This window comes from Ensifer sp. EB106-05-01-XG146 (assembly GCF_058791875.1).
This window is the reverse complement of record NZ_JBYTDX010000003.1, coordinates 872820-890965: the sequence shown is the minus strand read 5'-3', so window position 1 is coordinate 890965 and position 18146 is coordinate 872820. Positions and strand designations below refer to the sequence as shown.

General features: G+C 62.3%; 15 protein-coding genes. 11 read left to right on the top strand and 4 right to left on the bottom strand.

Going from position 1 to position 18146, the window contains the following annotated elements; translation table 11 throughout:
* Positions 1–2: 2 nt before the first annotated feature.
* The 3 genes from AC3WVQ_RS32795 to AC3WVQ_RS32785 all read right to left on the bottom strand — a co-directional run bounded on the left by AC3WVQ_RS32795 (position 3) and on the right by AC3WVQ_RS32785 (position 4140).
* On the bottom strand, positions 3–509 hold the full coding sequence (locus tag AC3WVQ_RS32795; RefSeq protein WP_060517910.1) for an NUDIX hydrolase: 507 nt from the start codon (positions 507–509) through the stop codon (positions 3–5).
* A gap of 93 nt (positions 510–602) precedes the next feature.
* The gene (locus AC3WVQ_RS32790) at positions 603–2186 is read right to left on the bottom strand and encodes a Na+/H+ antiporter (protein ID WP_113080542.1); all 1584 of its coding nucleotides are present in this window, start codon (positions 2184–2186) and stop codon (positions 603–605) included.
* A 640-nt stretch (positions 2187–2826) separates the two neighbouring features.
* Positions 2827–4140: an MFS transporter gene (locus tag AC3WVQ_RS32785; RefSeq protein ID WP_060517906.1), complete on the bottom strand. Its 1314-nt coding sequence runs from the start codon at positions 4138–4140 to the stop codon at positions 2827–2829.
* A 203-nt stretch (positions 4141–4343) separates the two neighbouring features.
* On the opposite strand from AC3WVQ_RS32785, the gene AC3WVQ_RS32780 reads away from it, so the two are divergent.
* Genes AC3WVQ_RS32780 through AC3WVQ_RS32760 form a run of 5 tightly spaced genes read left to right on the top strand, consistent with a single transcriptional unit; the run spans position 4344 to position 9510 of the window.
* Positions 4344–5183, top strand: coding sequence for an inositol monophosphatase family protein (locus tag AC3WVQ_RS32780; protein ID WP_192444902.1), 840 nt, complete (start codon positions 4344–4346; stop codon positions 5181–5183).
* A 56-nt stretch (positions 5184–5239) separates the two neighbouring features.
* The gene (locus AC3WVQ_RS32775; protein ID WP_029742776.1) at positions 5240–5860 is read left to right on the top strand and encodes a dual specificity protein phosphatase family protein; all 621 of its coding nucleotides are present in this window, start codon (positions 5240–5242) and stop codon (positions 5858–5860) included.
* Positions 5853–7553, top strand: a complete 1701-nt coding sequence (locus tag AC3WVQ_RS32770; RefSeq protein WP_192444900.1) for a metallophosphoesterase family protein — start codon at positions 5853–5855, stop codon at positions 7551–7553. The genes AC3WVQ_RS32775 and AC3WVQ_RS32770 overlap by 8 nt, the downstream gene beginning before the upstream one ends.
* A gap of 2 nt (positions 7554–7555) precedes the next feature.
* Entirely contained in the window at positions 7556–7846 is a 291-nt protein-coding gene (locus AC3WVQ_RS32765) for a MurR/RpiR family transcriptional regulator (RefSeq protein ID WP_049810991.1), read from the top strand.
* Between the two features lie 17 nt (positions 7847–7863).
* Entirely contained in the window at positions 7864–9510 is a 1647-nt protein-coding gene (locus AC3WVQ_RS32760) for a Na/Pi cotransporter family protein (RefSeq protein WP_113188238.1), read from the top strand.
* 10 nt (positions 9511–9520) lie between these two features.
* On the opposite strand, the gene AC3WVQ_RS32755 is transcribed toward AC3WVQ_RS32760, so the two are convergent.
* On the bottom strand, positions 9521–10510 hold the full coding sequence (locus AC3WVQ_RS32755) for a LacI family DNA-binding transcriptional regulator (RefSeq protein WP_034796399.1): 990 nt from the start codon (positions 10508–10510) through the stop codon (positions 9521–9523).
* Positions 10511–11095: 585 nt separating this feature from the next.
* On the opposite strand from AC3WVQ_RS32755, the gene AC3WVQ_RS32750 reads away from it, so the two are divergent.
* From AC3WVQ_RS32750 to AC3WVQ_RS32725, 6 genes are all read left to right on the top strand, one after another.
* Positions 11096–12946, top strand: a complete 1851-nt coding sequence (locus tag AC3WVQ_RS32750) for an ABC transporter permease (protein ID WP_060580708.1) — start codon at positions 11096–11098, stop codon at positions 12944–12946.
* A complete protein-coding gene (locus AC3WVQ_RS32745) occupies positions 12946–14079 on the top strand; it encodes an ABC transporter ATP-binding protein (RefSeq protein ID WP_060530112.1) in 1134 nt (377 codons plus the stop codon). Before AC3WVQ_RS32750 ends, AC3WVQ_RS32745 begins: the two co-directional genes overlap by 1 nt.
* A 54-nt stretch (positions 14080–14133) precedes the next feature.
* Entirely contained in the window at positions 14134–15270 is a 1137-nt protein-coding gene (locus AC3WVQ_RS32740; RefSeq protein ID WP_034796395.1) for an ABC transporter substrate-binding protein, read from the top strand.
* 71 nt (positions 15271–15341) lie between these two features.
* Complete coding sequence (locus tag AC3WVQ_RS32735; RefSeq protein WP_192445023.1) at positions 15342–16439, top strand: ABC transporter substrate-binding protein; 1098 nt, start codon at positions 15342–15344, stop codon at positions 16437–16439.
* Between the two features lie 68 nt (positions 16440–16507).
* Positions 16508–17401 (top strand): inositol monophosphatase family protein, encoded by an 894-nt coding sequence (locus AC3WVQ_RS32730; RefSeq protein ID WP_192444898.1) that lies wholly within the window; start codon positions 16508–16510, stop codon positions 17399–17401.
* A gap of 17 nt (positions 17402–17418) precedes the next feature.
* Entirely contained in the window at positions 17419–18051 is a 633-nt protein-coding gene (locus tag AC3WVQ_RS32725; RefSeq protein WP_246810394.1) for a dual specificity protein phosphatase family protein, read from the top strand.
* Positions 18052–18146: the final 95 nt, after the last annotated feature.

The following is an 18146-nucleotide window of genomic DNA, read 5'->3' as shown; positions in this document are numbered from 1 at the left end:
CTTCACCGCGGCTTGAAGTCGACCAGAAGCGATTTGAGCTCGATTTCGCGGACGCGCCGCGCCGCTTCATCGGGGCTGACCCAGGCGACCAAACGCTCGCCTTTCTCCTTGTATTTTTCCGCCAGCTTGGTGACTTCGATCTGGAAGATGTCAACGATACAGGGCACCACGTCGCCGTCATCGAGCACCTTTAAGTAGGTGTAGCTGCCAATCGGCTTCTTGCGAACTTTCCCGCGAACACCGGCCTCCTGCAAGGCTTCGATCGCCGCGGCCTCGTGCGGTTCCTTCTGTTTCATCGGCCAGCCTTTTGGAATGAGCCAGCGGCCGCTGTCGCGCGACGTCACCACAAGGATCTCGATCGCGCCGTCAGGCACGTAACGATAGCAAAGTGCTGCACATTGCTGGCGAAACGAACCCGAAAACAGTTTCTCGGGCGAGGCAGCCAGCTTCTGCAACAGCGTCTTCGGTTTTGGTGGTTTCGGCGCCTTTGACTTCTTGATCGCTCTCAAGCTCCTCGATACTTGGCGCCAATTTGCGGACATCTAGGACATCCGCCCCTCATGTCAAAGGAGAAAATGGAAAGAAACGTTCCGGCAAGAGGCTCATGCCTTGGCAGATATTGCGCTCAATTCCTCAAGGTCGAGATCGCGCTCCAGTTCATGCAGCGTTTCATCGTCGATTTCGCCGGCGCGATGAAGCCGGATGAGTTCGCGCCGCCCGGTCGCGACCGCTTCGAGCACGACGTCGAAATGGGCGTGGAGGATCGGCGTGTAATGCTCCGTGCGCGCGGCATAGTCGACGATCGAAACCGCTCGGCGCTGATAGCGGTCCAGCAATTGCGGATGGATGAGATTGCCCGCCGCGTCATAGGCGCGGCTTTGAATGGTGATGAGCTGCGCCTGGGCCATCGCCGCCTCGGCCTGGCTTAGGGTGAGGGGTGCCTTTTCAGAGGAAGGCTCGACGAGCCTCGCCCAGGCGATCACCCGCCCGAGCGTCGTTCCCTGCATCAGCACCGTTCCAAGGATCACGGCAAAGGAGGTTACCAGGATGAAGTCCCGGCCGGGGAAGCCTTCGGGCACGCTCAGCGCAAGCGCGAGCGTTACCACGCCGCGAACGCCGGCCCAGGAAAGCACGGTCGCACCGCGCGCGCCGACCGGCGTGTAGCGCTTGAGCCCCAGCCTGTTGCCAAGCCAGATTGCGAAGTCGGAACCGAACACCCAGAAGAAGCGGGCGACGGTGAGCGCGAAGAGTACCATGAGGATTGGCCATCCCAAGGTCGCTGCAACGGTCTCGAACCCGCCGCCGCGCTCGACCACGCCGCGAAGCGACAGGCCGATCAGGATGAAAACCGCGGCCTCCATCAGGAAGACGATGACGGTCCAGAAGGCGGAGCCGCGCATACGGGTGGCGGCCGAGAGCACGGTGTGCTGGTGCCAACTGGCGACGAGGCCGGTGGTAACTGTCGCGATCACGCCGGAAACATGCAGGAACTCGCCGAGCAGGTAGGACGTCCAGGACAAAAGGGCCGTCGCGGCGATGATCAGGTACTCATCTCCGAGGCGGCGGGCAAGCAGCACCCACGCCGTACCGATGGCGAGGCCGACAAGGGCACCGCCGATCGCCAGCAGGAAGAAGTTGCCGACTGCCTCGCCGGCGCTGAAAGCCCCGGTGACGCCGGCGGCGATCGCGAAGCGGAACAATACCAGTCCGCTTGCGTCGTTGAGCAGGCTTTCGCCTTCGAGCAGGATCTGCAGCCGTCGCGGCAACTGCACGCGCTGCAGCACGGCCCGTGCCGAGACGGCGTCGGGCGGCGAGACGATCGCCCCGAGTGCGGCGCATGCGGCCCAAGGCAGGGACGGGAAGATGAAGTGCGTCACGACGGCAACGACGGCCGCGGTAAAAAACACTGCGCCGATCGCAAGCGAGGCGATGCCGATCAGGTGACGGCGCAGGCGGCCGACCGCGATCGTCCAGGCGCCGTCGAGGAGCAGCGGCGGCAAGAAGATGACGAGCACCAGCTCCGGGTCGACCGCGATGGCCGGCAGCCCCGGCATGAAGGCGAGCATAGCGCCACCGCTAAGAAGCGCCACCGACGGCGGCAGGCCGAGCCGATGCGCGACGTAGTGCAGCGCGATGATCGCGACAAACATGCCGATCACCAGTTCGAACAGATGTATCGGCTCCACCGGTCTCCGCCTCCATCGCTCAATGACGCGGCCCATTACAGAACACGTTTTTTCGAAACGCAATTGCGCGTGCAGCAACAGTGGCGTGGAGCCTTGCCGAAGGTGAAGGGTCGCAGAAAAGAAAAAAGGGCCAGCGGAAGACCGCGGCCCATAAAGGTGTGAAGGTCAAAAACCTCCAGAGGGGAACAGCTGCTGCGGCGGACTGGGAGGAGACCCGCCATGTGCATCAGCTGTGTGCTTTATGCCTGATTTTTGATCAGCTGGAAAACATTTATTGTGCAATGCAGCTATGCATAAACGCAAGACGTGCGCCGCGGTCGTCGGCCGGAACTGCCAAACGGTGCCAAAATGAGCGTTCGTCGGGAGGAGGGGGACGTCGCCAAGGACAGTCGCCCCGGCAGACAATCGGGACCGGCACACGTGCCGGCCCCGATGAGATAGTTGCTACACTAACGGTCGTGAGCTTGACCGCACAGCCATTTTACGACCGCTTTTACGATCGAACAGCCGGCGACCCGACTTCCGGCCTTGTCCGCAGCCGGTCCACAGGTTGTTCACAGGGAAAGGAGGCGCTAACGCGTTGAAACGCAGTTCAGTTTTCCAAACTGTGAGCTACTGCCCCTGAAAAGAATGCACCGTATCAGGTCAGCGATACCTTGCGGGTTTCCGCATCGATCATCGCAGCGGCGATCGCCGCCACAAGCAGCAAGCCTGCAAAGGTGCCGATCGCCAGGCCGAAGCCCTTCGCCACCAGCAATCCGATGAGCGAAGGCGCAAGCAGGCCACCGAGCCGAGCCATGCCGCCGGCCGCCCCCATGCCGGTCGCGCGCGAGGCGGTCGGATAGAGTTCCGGCGTATAGGCATAGAGTGCGCCCCATGTGCCGAGCAGTGCAAAGCTCATGATCAGGAGCGCAGCAGCAACGACCAAGGCCGCATCCGCCACGACGAACAACAGGCAACTGAGGGCGGAGAGCAGGCAGAAACCGACCAGCGTCGGGCGCCGTCCCCACTTCTCGACGCCGTAGGCGGCAAGCGCATAGCCCGGGATCTGCGCCAGAGCGATGAGAACGAGGAACCCATAGCCACGCACGAAGCCGAAGCCTTCTCCCGCAAGCCGCGGCGGCATCCAGGTAAAGACGCCATAGTAGGAGACCGAGACGAGGAACCAGACCGAAAGGATCAGAAGGCTGCGGCGACGCAAGTCCTTCGAAAAGATACTGATATCGGCGGTCGGTACAGGCAGGGCGATCGATACGGTCGGCTCGAGTTGCGGTCGAGCATTGGCTGCCAGCATTCGATCGACGATCGCCTTGGCCGCCTCCGCCTTGCCCGCGCGCAACAGGTAAAGCGGCGATTCCGGCACGAGGAAGCGTAGTCCGACGCCAATGACTGCCGGAATGGCCGTGACGGCAAAGATGTAGCGCCATCCGTCCGTAAGGCCGGCAAGAGCGATGAGCCATGCCGCCAGTGCCACGATCAGCGTGCCCACGGCCCAGAAGCCTTCGAGCATGACCAGCCATCGCCCGCGGCTGCGCGCCGGCAGGAATTCCGACATCATCGCATAATCGACGGGAAGTGTGCCGCCGACCGCAGCGCCGGTGAGGAAGCGCAGGACAAGCAGGACCACGAAATTCGGAGCGAAGATCGACAGAATGCCGAAGACCGCGTCGCAGGCAACGGTTACGAGCAGGACCCGGCGCCGGCCGATCCGATCGGCAAGCCTGCCGAAGCCGACGGCGCCGATCAGCATACCCAGGAAAAACAACGTGCCCGTCTGCAGCGCTTGGGGAACCGTCAGCCCGAATGTTGCGGCAATGGAGGCGGCGGTGAACCCGACGGCGAGCACCTGCATGGCATCGGCCGTCCAAACCAGGCCAAATATGCCCATCAGGCGCCGCTGATAGGGGCCCGTGCCCGCCCGGTCGAGCGCTTCCTGTATCGTGATCGTCGTCATTCGACCCTACCTTGAGATTCGACGTGTGGACACTACGTCGACCGCGCCTGCTTGGATATTGCAGAAATGCCGCAGATGTCCGGCTGAGTGCGGCCGCGAGGATCGACCAATCTTCCAGGCACCTGGCACGGGCCGGCAATTTCGACTTGCGCGACATGCACACGCGTGCAAATATGCACGCGTGTGCAAAAGGGGTTTCGCCGATGAACGATCACAAGCCGCGCTATTCGAACGACCTTTCGGGGCGGGCCCTGTTGTGTCGGGATGTCATCCGCTCTGCCGGCGCTCTGGTGCTCGACGGCTTCAAGGCAAGTGCCGAGCGTGGCTTTTCCCTAAAGGGCCCGCAGGATTTTCTGACGGAAACCGATGCGGCCTCCGAGGCCCATATTCGCGACGCAATTGCCACCCATTTTCCGGCCGATGCGTTCCTGGGCGAGGAGGGCGGCGGGACCGTTGCCGATCGCGTCTGGGTCGTCGATCCCGTCGACGGCACGGCAAACTTCGCGCGCGGAATCCCGCACTTCTGCATCTCCATAACCTATGTCGAACACGGACACGCAGAGATCGGCGCAATCTACAATCCGGCCCACGACGAACTTTATTTCTGCCGCCGGGGAGAAGGTGCAACGCTCAACGGCAAGGTCATCACGGTCTCGTCGACGGCGACCTTCGATGCCGCGTCGGTCGAAATGGGCTGGTCGCGGCGGGTGCCGGACGAGACCTATCTGGAGACGATGCGGCAGATGCTGGAGAAGGGCGCCAATGTGCGGCGCGGCGCTTCGGGGGCACTTGCGCTCGCTTACGTCGCCGATGGGCGCTCGGACGCCTATGTTGAGCTGCACATGAACTCGTGGGATTGCCTTGCCGGACTGTTGCTCGTTGCCGAGGCGGGCGGCGCCGTGTGTCCCTTCATGGAAATAGGCAGCGTGCTCGACGGCGGGCCGGTGCTCGCATCGACGCCGGCGATTGCCGGCGGCGTAAGTGTGGCTTCAGGCATCCCGGTCCAAAAAAGGGAGCAAGCCGCCAGGCTTCAGCTGGCCTGAAACCGCGGTAGCCTGAACACGCATGCCACCCGTTCGCATACACAAGGGGAAATCCAATGGACGCACCGGTCTACACCCGGCCCGCTATCAGTCTGATCGCCAGAGAACTCGGGCCCCACAGCGCCGATCTCTATATCGGCGGCAGTGACGGCGCGCGTGACCTGGACCTGCTCAAGCGTCACGGGATCTCCATTGTCGTCAATTGCGCGATCAACCTGGACATCAACCTCGTGCGCGAAGAAGAAGTCAGCATCAATGATGATCTTTGTGCAAGCGGCTATGCGGCCGTCCGCTATTACAAGCTCGGCATGATCGACGGTGATGGCAGCCCCGACACGATGATGCTCGGTGCCTATTACATTCTCGACGGTGCGCTACGCCAGACGATGCCGAAGCGCGCAACCTACCCCTTCGCCGATGGCGGCAACATCCTCGTCAATTGCCGCGGCGGACGCAGCCGCTCGGTGTCGCTGGTGGCGCTGTTCCTGCACAAGCAGCAGCCGCATCTGTTTCCCACACTCGACGCGGCCGTCGCCCACATCCGCGAGCATCGCGAACTGCGGCCGGATGAATGGTTCGAGACGCCGAAGCCCATGCTCTATGAGGCAGCGCGCCGCGCTTCGGCCTGGATCGACCTCGTCGAGGCCTCCCGTCTGGAGGTGAAGGCCGATGTCTGATTTGCCTCGGATCGCCATCATCGCCGACGCCCATTTCCATGATCTTGAAGGCGATTTCGAGTTCCCGCGGATAGAGATCGACGGCGAAAAACTGGCCGTCAGAAGCTGGGCCGACACGCGCGAATCCACCCGCGTCTTCAACGAAAGTGCCAAAGCGCTGGACGAGGCCTTGGCGGAGGTCGCGCGCCGCGGCATCCGTCACGTCGTCCTTTTGGGCGACTACACGGACGACGGGCAAAGACAGACAACGGCGCGCGTGCGCACCATTCTTGATGGGCACGAGAGCGCCCATGGCACGCGCTTTTATGCGCTTCCGGGCAACCACGACATCTTCGGGCCCAAGGGGCGACACCACACCAAACAATTTCTTGATCGGAACGACGTGAGGGTCCTCGTCACGAGCGACATAGGAAAGGCAGCCCCCGGCAGCCACGCAACGCCGCGCATGTATTGCGAGGGATATCCGACGGGCCTTGCCCCCGTGGCTACCCATGGGTACTTCCGACGGCCGGACTATCTTCATTGGGAAACCCCGTTCGGGGCGTCTGACCGCGTCGAGGATCGGCTCTACCCGGTCTCGTCTCCGGACGGCCGGAATTGCTACCGGCTGATGGATGCCTCCTATCTGGTCGAGCCCGAGCCGGGTCTCTGGCTGCTGATGATCGACGCCAACGTCTTCGAACCACGCGACGGCCTGTTTGAGGAGGGTGATGAAGCCGCTTTCGTCGACAGCACCGGCGCGGGCTGGAACGCGCTTATCAGGCTGAAACCGTTCATCGTCGACTGGATTGCCGACGTGTCCGCGCGCGCAACGAAACTCGGAAAAACGCTGCTCGCATTCTCGCATTATCCGGTGCTCGATCCCTTCGATGGCGCAACGGGAGCCGAAAGCGTTCTCTTCGGCGAGACCAATATTGCCCGCAGGACACCACAGCAGGCGGTCGCAGATGCACTGATGACCGCCGGCATGACGCTGCATTTTAGCGGGCACCTGCATGTCGAAGGCGTTACGCGCCGCGCGGGCGGCTGCCGCTCGCTGATCAATGTCGCCGTGCCGTCGCTCGTGGCCTTTCCGCCGGGCTTCAAGATCGTCGAACCGTCTCAATCGGCGTCGTCCATCGAAACCGTCGAACTGTCCGCGATGGCCGTCGATCCACGCGTGCTGCGCGCCTATCGTCGCGAAGCGGCGCGAGCCGGCGAATATCCGGACCCAGCCTTTGCCGCGGCGGATTACGGTTCCTTCCTGCAGGCACACAAGCGTGCCCTGGTCCAGCATCGCTATTTTCCGAAGGAATGGCCCGGAGATGTCGTCAACGAAATATCCGGGCTTTCGATCGCTGCCGTCTGCAAGTTGATGCCCGACGCCGGCGCCATGACGAGCGCTTCCGGGCAAGGAGCGATCGCCATCTCTGAGGACGCCGCCAGCCTCGACATGATCGAGGTGATCGCCGATTGGTATTGCCTGCGCCAGGCCGGCGTCCTTGCGCTTGACAAGATACCTGAGCGGCGGCGCGCGCTTTATCGCCTGCTCGCCAAACACTTCGGCCGTCCGCCCGGGACCGGCTGGGACGGATCGACATCAGGCTTCCTAGCGATCTTCTTCGGGGCCTTCGACGCCTTCCTCGATCGTGCCGAAGCGGGAAGCCTACACATCCGCATCGAGAGCACCTCCGACACGGAAGAGGCTGCCTGACCATGGACCAGTTGCTCTCCACGGCCTCTTCCTCCGCGCCGCCGGCGACTTTCATCGAGTTGCGGGAATCTTGCCGTCTGGGCCGACGTCATCTGAAGGGTGGGCGCCTGGAAGTGGCCAAGTTCGTGCTTGCCCATCCGTACGACGTCGCCTTTGCGAGCGCACGGGAAGTGGCCGTGCGCAGCGGTGTCTCGACGACGACAGTCATGCGGCTCGTCAGCGACCTCGGCTTTGAGACCTATGCATCCTTTCAGCAACTCTTTCGAGCGGAGTTGCTGCGCGGCCGGCAATAAGCATTGGGGAGGGGGCCATGAGCACTGCGATCGTCAGCATCAACCTCTTCGGCGCGGTGGCGCTCCTCCTGTTCGGCCTTGGTCAGGTTCGCGACGGCATGCAACGCGCTTTTGGTGCCCGTCTGAAAGTCGGACTGGCGGCCGGGACGCGTGACGGTCTTCGTTCGTTTTTCAGTGGCCTCGTCGCAACCATCGCCCTCCAGAGCTCCACCGCCACCGCTCTCATGGTCGCGTCCTTCGTCGAGCGTGATCTCATCGTGCCGCGCATGGCGCAGATCGTGCTGCTCGGCGCCAACGTCGGCACGGCGATGACGGCCTGGATCGTGGCTTTGGGGCTCGGCTGGCTCTCACCGCTCTTGCTGCTTTGCGGTTTCGTTGTCGGGCGCGGCAGCTCGAGCACGCGCAAGGGATCAGGCGCAGCGCTCGTCGGCATCGGGCTGATGTTGCTGTCGCTGCATCTGATTGGCGGTGCGACCGAACCGCTGCGGACCTCTGCCGCCCTTTCGGCTTTCTTCGGGATGCTCGACAATGCCTGGCCGGTGGCGCTCGTCATCTCGGCAGGACTCGCAGCGCTCGCGTCATCGAGCCTGGCAGTCGTTGTGCTGATCCTGTCTCTTGCAACATCCGCCAGCCTTTCGACCGGCCCGCTCATCGCCCTCGTTCTGGGAGCCAATCTCGGCGGTGCTGTGCCCCCGGTTCTAGCCACATTCAAGGCTGCGGCGAGCGCCAGGCGGGTTGCCCTTGGCAACCTGATCGTGCGTGCCGTCGGCTGCCTGGCCGCTCTGGCGCTCGCCGGGTACATCGCCCCGCATATCGACTGGCCGCCTGTCTCACGCGGCAATCTGCCGGTTGATGTGCATCTCGCCTTCAATCTCGCACTGGCGCTTCTGGCGGCCCCCCTCGCTCGGCCTCTATCCCGCCTGACCATGCGCCTGTTGCCGGACGAGCCAAAGGCGACGGACGGCCCGCTTTTCCTGGAACAGAACGATCTCGGCACGCCGGTCGCAGCGCTTGCCGGCGCAAGTCGGGAAGTGCTCGGTGTCGGCGACCTGGTCGAGCGCATGCTGGTCGAAGCAAACGACGCCCTGCAGCAGACGGACCCTTCCAGGCTTGCTGCGATCAGCACGCTTGAAGGGCGCGTGGATCGCGTGCAACACGAGATCAAGGTTTACGTCTCGCGCGTCGGCCAGTCCGAAATCGCCGAGGAACAGCGCCGCCACGCCATGGATATCGTCGACTATGCCATCAACCTCGAGCATATCGGCGACATCATCGAGAAGGGGCTCCTTGCCGAACTTGCAAAGAAGATCGCCCGCGGCCTGGCTTTCTCCTCCGATGGCCACGAGGAACTGTCGCGTCTCTTCGCCATCACGATCGACAATCTGCGCATGGCCCAGGCCGTGTTTGCCACGCGTGACAACGCGATGGCGCGGCGCCTGGTAGAAGCCAAGGAAGATGTCCGCAGGCTGGAGCGGCAGTCGGCTGAGCGGCATCTGCAGCGCCTGCGCGATGGCCGCGCCGAAAGCATCGAAACCAGCTCGCTCCATCTCGACATGCTGCGCGATCTCAAACGCATCAACGCACACATCGCAACCGTCGCGCACCCCATCCTAGATCAGAGCGGGTTGTTGATCGACAGCCGTATCCGGCCGGCGGCCACTTGAGCATTCCGGTCTAGCGTCGGGCGGTCTTGCGCTCGACCATCGTGACGGGAACGACCTGAAGTCGCGTTTCCATCTCGTCGGCTTCCAGCGCTTCGAGAACATGCTCCGTCAGAGCGGAGAAGGACTGCGCAACGGTGGTGAGTTCGTAACTCTTCCACCCTGCCTGCGGAATATCGTCGAAGCCGACGACGGAAAGATCGGCCGGCACGCGGCGGTGCATTTCGGTGCGGGCAGCGTCGAGAAAGCCGAGAGCCAAGAGATCGGTAACGCAAAACGCGCCGTCGATCGCCTCGTCGACGAGCACTTCGCAGCCAGCCTGGTAACCGCTTTCATAACTCGTGGTACCGCCCGACCAGGCGACCACCTCGACCCCGGCGGTCGCCATTTTCTTTTTGAACGCAGTGGTGCGGCGCACCTGAGCAGGGGTTTGGCTGCCACTCGAGATCACCGCAACCTTCTTGCAGCCCGCCTCGATCAGGCGCAGTGCTGCAAGGTCCGCACCGCGGGAATCGTCGCTCAGCACCATGCTGGTATCGGTGCGATCGATTTTCTGGTTGATCAGGATCAGGCGCACGCCGTTGGCAATGCACTGGTCGACGATCGATTCCGGCGGCTCTCCGGAAAGAACGATGATCGCTTGCGCCCGGAACTCGAACAGTAGCTCGATCAGCGGCGCGATATCCTTTCGCGCATCCGCGGCATTGAGCAACAGGCATTGGAGACCGCGACGCAACAGGCCGATGCTCAAGAGATCGAGCTGTTTTGCATGGAAGGGTGCGCTGAGATTGGCACCGACGACCCCGATGAGATTGGAGCGGTCGTTGTTCAGTCCCTGCGCCAGCCGGTTGACCCGGTAACCGAGCTCCCGGGCGGCTTTGAGAACCTTGCGCCGCACAGCCTGGGATACACTGGCTCCGGGCGTAAAGGTTCGCGAGACCGCCGAGCGTGAGACGCCCGCGCGTTTTGCAACCTCTTCGGCCGTCACAAAGCCCCTCGCCATGCCTTTCTCCTGCAGAATCAGATGCTTTTCATCAGGGCCACAAAAGCAGGCCCATTCCAACGAAAAAGTTCGAGCCTACCCGCTCGGTGAACCAGCCGCTGATGCCGCTGAACGGTCGCCATCGCTCCGTCTATGGCGGCTGTTTCTCCCCGCTGAAGTCATTCGCCCAACCTCAATGATCACGTGTTCCAAAAGTAATACATCATTGTCACAAAAGAGTCATCAAAAACAATGGCTTATATCATTGCGCACGTGTGCATTTTTTTGTTGACAACGGCGCCTCGCCATTGGATCATACGTTCCATAGACAGAGCTGGATTGGAATTTTTGTTCTGTCCATGTTCGTGGTGATGGCGGCGCGGTTGAGGAGCTTGCGCCGACATCTGGCAAGCGCTTGCGCCTGCCCTGCGAACGGGGAGGATTGAGTAACCGACAGCCGCGCCTTTTGCGTCATTGAGCGGCTTCTTGCGTAGGTCAGCGCCACGCCCTGGCGACTGATTTCTATTCCCCGTTGGCACTTTGAAAGTTCCGCCAGGCATCGATCGCCGGGGCAGGCAGCGCATGTTGAGTTCCAAGGGGAAGAGCATGGCCTTATTGAGTGAGACAGCCAAAGCGGCAACATTGCCCGGCAGCGCAATGGCGCCGACGGCATGGCAGCGCTGGCGCTATCGGATGAAGGTCGCGTCGCGGGAGCCGACGACGCTGATCGGCGTCCTGACGGCACTTCTCTTTACCTATCTCATCGTCGTGCCGATCATCTCGATCGTGCTCGATTCCGTGCGCGTCCAATTCGGCCACGAGCGGCGGCTCGGCAAGGACTTTGGCGAGCTTACGCTCTACTACCTTGATCGAGCCTTCCTGTCGCCGGTCTCGGTCGATCTTTTCTGGCGGCCGCTCTTCAACACGCTATCGGTCGCGCTCGGAGCGATCAGCCTGTCTTTGTTGATCGGTACGGTGCTCGCCTGGTTGATCAGCCGGACAGACATGTTCGGACGGCGCTGGTTCGCAACAGCGCTGATCGTGCCCTACATGCTGCCGGCCTGGACCTTTGCGCTTGCCTGGACAACGCTCTTCAAGAACCGCACCGTCGGCGGCCAGCCGGGCTGGTTCGAGGCCATGGGGCTGACACCGCCCGACTGGGTCGCCTATGGGCGCTTCCCGATCATCGTGATCCTGGCGCTACATTATACGCCTTTCGTCATCCTGCTGTTTGGCTCTGCCCTTCGTCGCTTCGATTCCCAGCTCGAAGATTCCGCCCGTATCCTTGGAGCCAAGCGCTACCAGGTGGCGATGCAGATCATCCTGCCGCTGATGCGTCCCGCACTTTTGTCCTCGATGGTGCTGATCTTCGCCAAGTGCCTCGGCGAGTTTGGCGTGCCCTATGTGCTCGGCCTGCCGGTCAAGTTCGAAGTGCTTTCCACCTCGCTCTTTCGCAGCATCGCGTCACGCCAGACCGGCGTTGCCGGTGTCGTCGCGGCCTCGATCATGCTGATTGGTATCGTCACCCTGATGATCGATGCGCGTCTCGTTCGTGAAGCCCGGCGCTTCGTTACTGTTGGCTCGAAGGGTTCGATGAACCGCCAGAGCCGGCTCGGCAAGTACCGCCTGCCGGCGACCGGTTTTGCCGCACTTATCTTTCTCTTGAGCGTCGGACTGCCGCTTCTGACCCTGTTCCTCTCCACCATCATGAAGCTGCCGGCGCAGTTCACGCTCGACAATTTCACGCTCGACTACTGGATCGGGAGTGATCTCCACACGGTGGCACTGCAGACCGGGGTCCTCTTAAGCCCCGATCTATGGGCGGCCGCAAAAAACACGCTTGTCATCGTCGGCCTTGCGTCCTTGACCTCGGGCATTCTCGGACTTCTTGTCGGCTATGTGGTCATCCGCACGCCGGTGAAGGTCCTGTCGGTCTATCTGCGGCAGGTCACCTTCTTGCCCTATCTGGTGCCGGGTATCGCCTTTGCCGCCGCCTATCTGTCGCTCTTCGCCGTGCCACGCGGACCGATGCCGGCCCTCTATGGTACCGTCACCATCCTGGTCCTGGCGCTGATCGCCGACCAGATGCCTTACGCCTCGCGCGCCGGTATCTCGGCCATGACCCAGCTTGGCAAGGATCCGGAAGAGGCAGCCCAGATTTCCGGCGCCGGCTGGTTCCGGCGGATGATGTTGATCGTCATTCCGATCCAGAAGGGCTCGCTGGTAACAGGCGTGCTGCTGCCCTTCATCTCGGGCATCAAGGGCCTGAGCCTCTTCGTCATCCTCGCCGTGCCGAGCACCGATGTTCTGACCACCTATTCGCTCCGGCTCGTCGACTACCACTACACGCAAGCCGCCAATGCCGTCGTGCTGATCATCGCGGCGATCGCCTATCTCGGAACCCTGGCAGCCCAGAAGCTGACCAAGACCAATCTCGCAGAAGGACTCGGAAGCTGATGCCCACCATCAATCTCAGCGGCGCCCAGAAGAACTACGGCGTCAATTCCGCCAATGCCGTCTCGAACCTCGATCTCGAAATCCGCGACGGCGAGTTCATGTGCCTTCTTGGACCCTCTGGCTGCGGCAAGACCACGACGCTGCGCATGATCGCCGGCCTCGAAAACCTCTCGGACGGCGAGATCCGCATCGGAGAGCGGGTGGTCGACTCGGTCAGGGCAGGCGTGTTCATCCCGCCGGAAAAGCGTGAGATGGGGCTGGTATTCCAGAGTTACGCGCTCTGGCCGCACCTGACAATCGAACGCAACACCGACTTCGGTCTGAGGCTGCGCAAACTGCCGAAGGAAGAGCGTGAAATGCGCGTCGAGAAAGTGATGCAGGCGCTCGACATCGCCAAGTACCGCGACCGCTACCCGTCGCAGCTCTCGGGCGGCCAGCAGCAGCGCGTGGCGCTCGCCCGCATGCTGGCGGTCAATCCAGGCGTTCTGTTGCTCGACGAACCGCTGTCGAACCTCGACGCCCGGCTCCGGCTCGAGATGCGCGCCGAGCTCAAACGCATCCACAAGGAGTTCAAGACGACCATCGTCTTCGTCACCCACGACCAGTGGGAGGCAATGACGCTGGCAACGACGATCGCCGTCATGAACGAGGGCACGCTGCAGCAGATGGGCACGCCCAACGATATCTATGATCGCCCGGCCAATCGCTTCGTCGCGGAATTCGTCGGTAGCCCGCCGATCAACATCCTGAACTTCGGATCGGCCGCCGCCTCTGAGCTGTCGCGCGCAGCCGAGGCCTATCTTGGCACGCGCCACCCGTCGCTGCGCGGCATTGGCTCGATCGGCATCCGACCGGAAGCGATCGGCTATTCGGTCAAAACCGACGATGTGCCGGCCGGCAGCTTCTCCGGCGAAATGACGGTGACAGGCGTCCTGCCGACCGGCGGCAGCTGGATCCTGGAGCTCAGGAACGGCAGCGACACGCTGTTCTTGACGACCAATGCCCTGCCGCGCGTCGAGACCGGAACGAGGGTTTCGTTCTTTGCGCCGCCTGAGGCGCTGCACGTCTTTAACAAGGACGGCCAGCGGATCGCCGAAGCGGACGCGCTGCTGCGCAAGTCCACGCTGAACTAAGGCGCTTCAGTGCCGAACGACAAACCGAAACATAATCTGAGGGAGGAACAGACGATGCAATTTCTAAGGACTGAAAGGACGCACCGTGCAATCAGGCGCGCGCTGCTGGCAACGACCATCGTCGCCTTCGCCGGACCGGCGCTGGCACAAGAGCCGTTCGACCTGAACGCGCTGATCGAGGCCGCGCGCAAGGAGCCGCCGATTACGGTTTATGACAGCACCGGCAAAATCGTCGAAATGGCCAAGGCCTTTGCCGAGAAATATGGCGTCGGCGCCGAGGGCTCCAAGGTCAAGGCGACGGCCCAGCTTGAGATGATCATTCGCGAGGCCCGTGCCAACAACATCCAGGGCGATGTCTCGATCATCAGCGACGCACCGGCCGCGATGGCGCAACTCATCCCGCAGGGCTTTGCCGAAAGCTGGCTGCCGCCGGATCTCGCAGCCAACATCCCCACTGAGTATCAGGACCCGCTGACCGTCGTTACCAGCGCCAATGTCTGGGCCTACAACACCGAGCTCTTCGACAAGTGCCCGGTCAGCAACATCTGGCAGCTGACGGGACCTGAGTGGAAAGGCAAGGTCGCCATGCAGGATCCGCTCGGCAAGCCATCCTATGTCGACTGGTTCAACCAGATGGCCAAGCACGGCGACGACAAAGTGGCGGCCGCCTATAAAGAGCTTTACGGGAAGGATCTCGAAACCGACGACGGCAGTGCGACGGCCGCCTGGGTCAAGGCGCTCGCTGCCAACGCTCCCTTGCTGACGGACGCCGATGCGGCCGCTGCTGATGCCGTCGGCGCGCCGGGTCAGTCGCAACCCTTCATGGGGCTGATGAGCTCGGCAAAGTTCCGCGACAATGCCGAAAAGGGCATGAAGCTCGGCCTTTGCAAGGACCTGAAACCCTGGCTCGGCTGGATGTATCCGGGCGTCGGGCTGATCACCAAGGGCACCAACAGCCCGAACGCCTCAAAGCTCTTCATCCACTACGTGATGACCGCCGAAGGCATCGCGCCGCAGGCAGAAGACGGAAAAATGTCGACCAACAAGGACGTTTCACTGCCCGCAGACGAGCCGTCGGGCATCGGCGCCGTTCTTGATCAGGTCATGCCCTACCAGATGGCAACGAGCCTCGACGACTGGGACGCGCGCGAGACCTGGCAGGACCTGTGGCGGCTCAGCTACCAGAAGTAATCGCCTGAACATGTGAAACGGTCTCCTTGGGAGGGGAAACCATGAGCAAAGGTAAGAACAGGGTTATGATCATGCGGGCGGTATTTGCCGCCCTTGCGGCCGCATTGGCCGTCGAGGCAAACGCCGAGGAGGCGTTTGATCTCAATGCGCTGGTGGAGGCGGCGAAGAAAGAAAAGCCGATCAATGTCTATGACAGCACCGGCAAGATCGTCGAGATGGCCGAGGCCTTCACCGCCAAATACGGGGTGAAGGCGACCGGCGTCAAAGTCTCGGCCAACAGCCAGCTGGAGATGATCATCCGCGAAGCCCAGGCCGGCAACGTCCAGGGCGATGTCGCCCTGATCACCGACGCGCCGGCAGCGCTCGCCCAGCTTCTGCCGCAGGGCTTCGTCGAAAGCTATCTGCCCGGCGACATGAAGGAGAAGATACCGGCGGCCTTCCAGAACCCGCTGGCGATTTCGACCAATGCCAATGTCTGGGCCTATAACACCGAGGCCTATGACAAATGCCCGGTCGGCAATATCTGGGAGCTGACTGAGGCAAAATGGAAAGGCAAGATCGCGCTGGTCGATCCCCTGACCAAGAGCACCTATACCGACTGGTTCAACCAGTTGGAAAAGCATGCCGACAACGCCGTGAAGGAGGCCTACAAGGTCCACTTCGGCAAGGATCTCGAAACCGCTGAAAAAAGTGCAGCGGCCGCCTGGATCAAGGCTCTGGCACAAAATGGCCCGCTGGTAACGGACGGCGACGATCCGGTTGCCGAAGCCGTCGGCGCCGCCGGCCAGAAGGAGCCCTTTTTCGGGCTCCTGAGCTCCGCCAAGTTCCGTGATAACGAAGGCAAAGGCTACAAACTCGGGCTCTGCACGGAGCTGACCCCCTGGGTCGGCTGGACCTACACCAAGCTCGGCCTGATCGCCTCGAAATCCGCGAGCCCGAATGCCGCGAAGCTCTTCATCCACTACGTGCTGACGGAAGAGGGCATCGCGCCCCAGATGAAGGACGGCAAGCTGCCGACCAATGTCGACATCAAGATGCCTGAGGACGAACCGTCGGGGATCATGGAGGTAGCGGACCGCCTCTTTCCCTATGACGCGGCCACTGGGCTTGACGATTTCGACCGGCGCGAGGAGTGGCAGGATTTCTGGCGCATGAACTACAGCAAGTAAAATCCCGGCCGGCGCGGCCTCACGAGGACAGGTCGCGCCGGCCGTTCCAGGATGAACAGGAAGAGAGCATGACCGACGCCAATCTCGCCACGAGCCGTAGCCAATCCGATAGAGACGCCAAGCGCGACTACTCGCGGCGACTGATGACGATCGCCGAAGGTGCGGCCCGCTCGGCCGCCGGCCCCTTGCTCGCTGCGTTTCGCTCGGAAATGGTCGTCGACTACAAGCGCGATCTCCACGACGTCGTGACGGTCTACGACAGGCAAGCCGAGGCATCCATCCGCGACTACATCTTCGCGCACGAGCCGAATTCGGCGATGCTTGGCGAAGAGGGCGGGCAGGTCGGTGAGGGCGACATCCAATGGTACGTCGATCCGATCGACGGGACCGCGAACTTCGCACGAGGACTTGCCTTCTGGTGCATATCGGTTGCGGCGGTTGAAGGCGGATCGGTTGTGGCCGGGGTCGTCTATGACCCGGTGGCCGATCTCCTGTTTTCGAGCGACGTCGAGCGTGCCTATCTCAATGGAAAGGTCATTGCCTCCAAAGCCATCGGTGACGAAAGCCGGGCAACGCTGATCACCGGCTACCCGGTCTCGCGCGACTTTCGCCTGGATGGCCGCAGCGAGGCACTTGCCCGCCTCGGTGATCTGGTCGAAACCTTCTCGACCGTGCGTCGCCCTGGAAGTGCTGCTTTGAGCATCGCCCATGTGGCGGCGGGTTTTGTCGATGCGGCCGCGGGCTTTGGCGTCAACGCCTGGGATGTGGCCGCAGCGACGCTGATCCTGAAGAACGCAGGCGGCCGTTATGCGCCGTTGTCGCTTGGCAAAGTGCCGGAAGGATCCGTCGACTACCTTTGCCCGGGGTATCTCGCCTATGGTCGGGGTGGCGACTATCCAACCCTGAACCGTGTCGCCGCCGCAATCTCTGCCGGGCGCAGCGCGAAGGCGCCGTCGCCATGAAAGCCCATGAGGAAACCATGCTCGACAATCTTAGCGATGCCTCAACCACGGAAATGACCAGCAGCGAATTGCCAAGGCTCAGTCTCGTCTATCCGAAGCATCCGACCTATGGCGTCGACATCTTCATTTCCGGCAAGGAAGGTGCGAGCGACCTCGAACTCCTGCGCAAGAGCGGGATCACGACGGTCGTCAATTGCGCGGTCAATCTGGACTTCAATTTCGTCGACCAGCCGAAGCTCGTCTCGGATCACCGCAACAGCATCCATGGACCGGGCGAAATCCGCTACTACAAGATCGGGCTTATCGACGGGGATGGGAACCCGGACACGCAAATGCTGGCCGCGCACTACATCCTGCGAGCGGCCCTGGAGCAGGTCCTACCCGAAAAGCCGTCCTATCCCAGGCGCGAACGTGGCGGTGTGCTCGTCAACTGCCGCGGTGGCCGATCGCGCTCAGTCGTCGTCGTGTCGCTGTTCCTGCATTTGACGCTGCCTGATCAATTCGAAACATTGGAGCGCGCCATCGACTTCGTCCGCGAGAAGCGCGAGATCCCAAAGGACGAGTGGTACAAGGCGCCCAAACCGGTTCTGGCGGCCTCGGCCGAGCGAGCCGCGGGATGGGCACGTGCGATTGAGAGCGGGAAGGCCTGACCCGAGAACGCAGTTCAGAGACCGTCTGCAGTATGGGCCACGGAAACCTGCTCTCAGTACCGCCAGGGATGCCGACGTCTCGAGGTCAGCCAGCC

What these genes read in the sequence shown, in the direction of transcription:
- AC3WVQ_RS32775 (WP_029742776.1), top strand. Translation starts at nt 5,240, where the DNA reads ATGGACGCACCGGTCTACACCCGGCCCGCTATCAGTCTGATCGCCAGA.
- AC3WVQ_RS32740 (WP_034796395.1), top strand. Translation starts at nt 14,134, where the DNA reads ATGCAATTTCTAAGGACTGAAAGGACGCACCGTGCAATCAGGCGCGCG.
- AC3WVQ_RS32785 (WP_060517906.1), bottom strand. Translation starts at nt 4,140, where the DNA reads ATGACGACGATCACGATACAGGAAGCGCTCGACCGGGCGGGCACGGGC.
- AC3WVQ_RS32735 (WP_192445023.1), top strand. Translation starts at nt 15,342, where the DNA reads ATGCGGGCGGTATTTGCCGCCCTTGCGGCCGCATTGGCCGTCGAGGCA.
- AC3WVQ_RS32760 (WP_113188238.1), top strand. Translation starts at nt 7,864, where the DNA reads ATGAGCACTGCGATCGTCAGCATCAACCTCTTCGGCGCGGTGGCGCTC.
- AC3WVQ_RS32755 (WP_034796399.1), bottom strand. Translation starts at nt 10,510, where the DNA reads ATGGCGAGGGGCTTTGTGACGGCCGAAGAGGTTGCAAAACGCGCGGGC.
- AC3WVQ_RS32765 (WP_049810991.1), top strand. Translation starts at nt 7,556, where the DNA reads ATGGACCAGTTGCTCTCCACGGCCTCTTCCTCCGCGCCGCCGGCGACT.
- AC3WVQ_RS32730 (WP_192444898.1), top strand. Translation starts at nt 16,508, where the DNA reads ATGACCGACGCCAATCTCGCCACGAGCCGTAGCCAATCCGATAGAGAC.
- AC3WVQ_RS32745 (WP_060530112.1), top strand. Translation starts at nt 12,946, where the DNA reads ATGCCCACCATCAATCTCAGCGGCGCCCAGAAGAACTACGGCGTCAAT.
- AC3WVQ_RS32750 (WP_060580708.1), top strand. Translation starts at nt 11,096, where the DNA reads ATGGCCTTATTGAGTGAGACAGCCAAAGCGGCAACATTGCCCGGCAGC.
- AC3WVQ_RS32770 (WP_192444900.1), top strand. Translation starts at nt 5,853, where the DNA reads ATGTCTGATTTGCCTCGGATCGCCATCATCGCCGACGCCCATTTCCAT.
- AC3WVQ_RS32780 (WP_192444902.1), top strand. Translation starts at nt 4,344, where the DNA reads ATGAACGATCACAAGCCGCGCTATTCGAACGACCTTTCGGGGCGGGCC.
- AC3WVQ_RS32725 (WP_246810394.1), top strand. Translation starts at nt 17,419, where the DNA reads ATGCTCGACAATCTTAGCGATGCCTCAACCACGGAAATGACCAGCAGC.